The 4,684-nt window shown below is 49.1% G+C and carries 4 protein-coding genes, 4 tRNA genes and 1 rRNA gene; 8 read left to right on the top strand and 1 reads right to left on the bottom strand.

Annotated features, from left to right (window positions below):
- The first annotated feature begins 8 nt into the window (after positions 1-8).
- The 3 genes from rrf (at position 9) to birA (ending at position 2,459) form a co-directional block, all read left to right on the top strand.
- A 5S ribosomal RNA gene (gene rrf / locus CWM52_RS25745) occupies positions 9-124 on the top strand.
- Between the two features lie 347 nt (positions 125-471).
- A complete protein-coding gene (gene murB / locus CWM52_RS25740; protein WP_100686646.1) occupies positions 472-1,500 on the top strand; it encodes a UDP-N-acetylmuramate dehydrogenase in 1,029 nt (342 codons plus the stop codon).
- Positions 1,497-2,459, top strand: coding sequence for a bifunctional biotin--[acetyl-CoA-carboxylase] ligase/biotin operon repressor BirA (birA, locus tag CWM52_RS25735; RefSeq protein WP_100686645.1), 963 nt, complete (start codon positions 1,497-1,499; stop codon positions 2,457-2,459). Before murB ends, birA begins: the two co-directional genes overlap by 4 nt.
- A 47-nt stretch (positions 2,460-2,506) precedes the next feature.
- Here birA and coaA read toward each other — a convergent pair whose 3' ends face one another.
- A complete protein-coding gene (gene coaA, locus CWM52_RS25730) occupies positions 2,507-3,457 on the bottom strand; it encodes a type I pantothenate kinase (RefSeq protein WP_094898638.1) in 951 nt (316 codons plus the stop codon).
- Positions 3,458-3,981: 524 nt separating this feature from the next.
- Between coaA and CWM52_RS25725 the strand changes: the two genes are divergently transcribed.
- The 5 genes from CWM52_RS25725 to CWM52_RS25705 form a co-directional block, all read left to right on the top strand.
- Positions 3,982-4,057 (top strand) — tRNA-Thr (locus CWM52_RS25725).
- Between the two features lie 10 nt (positions 4,058-4,067).
- A tRNA-Tyr gene (locus CWM52_RS25720) sits at positions 4,068-4,152 on the top strand.
- A gap of 119 nt (positions 4,153-4,271) precedes the next feature.
- A tRNA-Gly gene (locus CWM52_RS25715) sits at positions 4,272-4,346 on the top strand.
- A 5-nt stretch (positions 4,347-4,351) separates the two neighbouring features.
- Positions 4,352-4,427, top strand: a tRNA-Thr gene (locus CWM52_RS25710).
- A gap of 115 nt (positions 4,428-4,542) precedes the next feature.
- The coding region (locus CWM52_RS25705) for a GTP-binding protein (protein ID WP_074437493.1) at positions 4,543-4,684 on the top strand (142 nt) is incomplete at its 3' end.

Raw genomic sequence — 4,684 nt, 5'->3', positions numbered from 1 at the left:
AGAATTTGCCTGGCGGCACTAGCGCGGTGGTCCCACCTGACCCCATGCCGAACTCAGAAGTGAAACGCCGTAGCGCCGATGGTAGTGTGGGGTCTCCCCATGTGAGAGTAGGGAACTGCCAGGCATCAAATTAGCAGTATGGCACTGACCTTTGAGGCAGTTCACTACTCGAGAGAGAGTAGGACAAAAGCGAAAGCTTTTGAACGTTGCGAAGCAACGGCCCGAAGGGTGAATCACAGAGTGATTCATAAACTGCCAGGCATCAAATAAAACAAAAGGCCCGGTCTTTCGACCGGGCCTTTTGTTTTGTCTGGTGTTTATGGCGAAAGCAGCCCGTCCTCACGGACGGGCTTTTTGCGTTTTTGTCCATGACTAACTTAAGCATCCTGAATACCCGCCAGGCCGCAATCAAGCAAGCCTTCCCCCAGCAGATACGGTAAACTAGTGCAGATTTTGCATCAGGAAGCCACTATGAATCACTCCCTCAAACCCTGGAATACCTTTGGCATCGACCGTATAGCCAAAGCGATTGTACGTGCTGAAAATGAACAGCAGCTATTGTCCGCATGGCAACAAGCCACTGCAGAAGATCAGCCGGTTTTGATCCTTGGTGAAGGCAGCAACGTACTCTTCCTGAAAGATTACGCCGGTACGGTGATAATCAACCGTATTATGGGAATTGAGGTCACGGAAACGCCTGATGCCTGGCATCTACACGTTGGGGCTGGAGAAAACTGGCATCAACTGGTGCAGTTTACGCTGGATAATGACATGCCGGGTCTGGAAAACCTCGCATTAATTCCTGGTTGTGCAGGCTCTTCCCCTATTCAGAATATCGGCGCATATGGCGTCGAACTACAGCGTGTTTGTCAGTATGTCGATTGTATCGAGCTGGCAACCGGTCATCAGCAGCGTCTTTCGGCGAGTGAGTGCCGCTTTGGTTATCGTGACAGTATTTTCAAACACGAATACCAGGATCGCTTTGCCATTGTTGCGGTGGGTTTTCGCCTGACAAAAATCTGGGATCCGGTATTAACTTACGGTGACCTGACTCGTCTTGATCGACAGACCGTCACTCCACGTCAGGTATTCGATGCTGTTTGTCATATGCGAATGACTAAGCTCCCGGATCCTAAAGTGAGTGGTAATGCCGGCAGTTTCTTTAAAAACCCGGTAATTGATGCCGGGAAAGGGCAGGCGCTACTGGCCATGTTCCCGAATGCTCCGCATTACCCGCAAGCAGATGGCCGTATAAAACTGGCCGCAGGCTGGCTAATCGATCAATGTCAGCTGAAAGGGAAAACCATCGGCGGGGCCGCGGTACATCGTCAGCAGGCTTTAGTATTAATCAATGATAATCAGGCAACCAGCGACGATGTGATTAAGCTGGCGCATTATGTCCGTCAGCAGGTAGGTGAGAAGTTCAATGTCTGGCTCCAGCCGGAAGTGCGCTTTATTGGCGCAACTGGTGAAGTGAATGCCGAGGAGGCTATTGCATGAGAGATAATACAATCCCCCTGACATTGATATCCATTTTAGCGGATGGCGAATTTCATTCCGGAGAGCAACTGGGCGAGCGTCTGGGAATGAGTCGGGCGGCAATTAATAAGCATATTCAGACTCTGCGTGACTGGGGGGTTGATGTGTTCACCGTCCCTGGTAAAGGTTACAGCCTGCCAGAGCCGATTCAGTTATTAGATGAAAAGCGAATCGCTGCACAGATCGAATATGGGCAGGTGACAGTTCTTCCCGTTATTGACTCAACGAACCAGTATTTACTGGATCGTCTTAATGAGCTGCAGTCCGGCGATGCCTGCGTTGCAGAATATCAGCAGGCAGGCCGCGGTCGTCGAGGGCGCAAGTGGTTTTCTCCCTTTGGCGCAAACCTCTATCTCTCGATGTACTGGCGGCTGGAGCAAGGGCCTGCCGCCGCTGTGGGATTGAGTCTGGTCATCGGGATTGTTATTGCCGAAGTGCTCCAGAGTCTGGGGGCTGATGAGGTTCGCGTGAAGTGGCCAAATGACCTCTATCTTCAGGATCGTAAACTGTCAGGTATTTTGGTCGAGCTGACGGGAAAAACCGGCGATGCGGCGCAGATAGTCAGCGGGATGGGGATCAATCTGGCCATGCGTCACGTCGAGTCAGATGTTGTCAACCAGGGATGGATTAGCCTGCAGGAAGCCGGTGTCTCTATCGATCGTAATACGCTGGCGGCGCGCCTGATTAAAGAGCTTCGTGCTGGCCTGCAGCTCTTTGAGCAGGATGGTCTGGCACCATATCTGACGCGTTGGGAAAAATTAGATAACTTCCTCAACCGTCCGGTGAAGCTTATTATTGGCGATAAAGAAATATTCGGTATTTCTCGCGGCATCGATACTCAGGGCGCGTTATTGCTTGAGCAGGATGGCGTGATAAAACCCTGGGTTGGTGGCGAAATATCGTTGCGTAGCGCAGAATAAGCCGAATAAAAAGGGAGCTGAGGCTCCCTTTTTATCTTCTGTAAAACTTATTTGCGTAACCGAACCTGATCAACGGAGTGATTGGCACTTTTCGTCATGATCAGACTCGCACGCTCTCGGGTTGGTAATATATTTTCTTTTAAATTCAAAAGGTTGATTTCATTCCATAATGAGGTGGCAATGTTCACCGCTTCATCTCGGGAAAGTTTCGCATAATTATGGAAATAAGAATCCGGATCGGTAAAGGCCCCTTCACGGAATTTTAAGAAGCGGTTGATATACCACGTTTTTAGTAATTCTTCTGGCGCATCAACATATATAGAGAAATCAACGAAGTCAGATACAAATACGTGATGCGGATCATGAGGATAATCCATCCCGCTTTGTAAAACATTTAATCCTTCCAGAATCAAAATGTCCGGCTGGGCAACGGTTTTATCTCCATCGGGGATCACATCATAAATAAGATGCGAATAAACCGGAGCGGTAGCGTTAGGTATGCCGGATTTCAGGTCAGAGACGAATTTGACCAGACGATGCATATCATAGGATTGCGGGAAGCCTTTCTTCTTCATCAGCCCGCGTTCTTTCAATACGGCGTTAGGATGCAGGAAGCCATCGGTCGTTATCAATTCAACATGACGATGTTCCGGCCAGCGACTGAGCAGCGCCTGTAATACGCGCGCCGTTGTACTTTTCCCTACCGCAACGCTTCCGGCAATACTGATGATATAGGGAATGCGTTGACCGTTAGTTCCGAGGAATTGCTCCAGTACGGCCTGACGGCGCAAGTTAGAACTGATATAGAAATTAAGCAAACGCGACAGCGGCAAATAGATCTCGGCAACTTCTTCAAGAGAAAGATCTTCGTTGATGCCTTTTAACCGCGTGATTTCTTCCTCTGTCAGCGTCATCGGAACGGAATCACGAAGTGCAGCCCATTGGTTGCGGTTAAATTGTAGATACGGTGTCATTAACGTCTGCTCTTTTTTGCTCATAAGCATGTTCTTAGCATCGCCGAATCACATGCAGCGAGGGATGCTTCACACAAGTTAATCAGGACAATGGGCAGGAGGGTAACACCAGATTGCGAGGAATAATAAGAAAAAAACTCATCGGATAGCGCTTTCTAATGCAGACATCACAAGAGCGGGGTCTGCGGGTAATTATCAATCAGGTGAACAGCGCGCTCAGATAACGTAAGCGATAAATGCCGCTGAAGGCGGTTGCCAGCGATGCTGTCAGGTGACGCTGGAATACCTGTTCTGCCCACTAAAAGATCGATTATCGGGCACAAAGACGAGCAGGAAACCTTCCAGGAGGTCAAAAATGCCGGTCTTTAACAAAATATCCCGGGTCAGCGTGCGATTTACGCCTGGGTAAATGCCGTTTTTTTGTGCGTCGTTGTTTGAAATTGCATCGGTTTTCCTTGTTTGAGCACAAAATATGAGCAATGGAACATTTTATGCAATTTTTTAGTTGCATGAACTCGCAGGTCTCCCTAAAATGCGCGCTACTTGATGCCGACTTAGCTCAGTAGGTAGAGCAACTGACTTGTAATCAGTAGGTCACCAGTTCGATTCCGGTAGTCGGCACCATCAAGTGCCTGGTGGGGTTCCCGAGCGGCCAAAGGGAGCAGACTGTAAATCTGCCGTCATCGACTTCGAAGGTTCGAATCCTTCCCCCACCACCATCTTTCGGCAACGCTTTGCGAAGCCAGAGTTGCTTGGTTAAACTAATCAACTCAAACAGAAAAAGAGATAAATCTCTTTTTTTTGTTATAGAAAGAACTGGGTAGCCGAGTTTCAGGATGCGGGCATCGTATAATGGCTATTACCTCAGCCTTCCAAGCTGATGATGCGGGTTCGATTCCCGCTGCCCGCTCCAGACGTGCTGATATGGCTCAGTTGGTAGAGCGCACCCTTGGTAAGGGTGAGGTCCCCAGTTCGACTCTGGGTATCAGCACCACTTCTTTATCTCTCCTTCCCTGTTTCTCTCTGTTTATTGCATTCAACAAGTCGGGCATGTTGCCCGGTTGATGTGGTGATATCACCGATTTATCCGTGTCTTAGAGGGACAATCGATGTCTAAAGAAAAGTTTGAACGTACAAAACCGCACGTTAACGTCGGTACTATCGGCCACGTTGACCATGGTAAAACAACGCTGACTGCTGCAATCACTACCGTTCTGGCTAAAACCTACGGTGGTTCTGCTCGCGCATTCG

Origin of the sequence: Raoultella sp. T31, from assembly GCF_002806725.1 — a bacterium.
Classification (GTDB): Bacteria; Pseudomonadota; Gammaproteobacteria; order Enterobacterales; family Enterobacteriaceae; genus Klebsiella; species Klebsiella electrica.
Note: the sequence above shows the minus strand (reverse complement) of the source record. Positions and strands in the feature narration are given on the sequence as shown.

Coding starts and splice junctions, on each gene's coding strand:
- coaA (WP_094898638.1), bottom strand. CDS start 3,457: ATGAGCAAAAAAGAGCAGACGTTAATGACACCGTATCTACAATTTAAC.
- murB (WP_100686646.1), top strand. CDS start 472: ATGAATCACTCCCTCAAACCCTGGAATACCTTTGGCATCGACCGTATA.
- birA (WP_100686645.1), top strand. CDS start 1,497: ATGAGAGATAATACAATCCCCCTGACATTGATATCCATTTTAGCGGAT.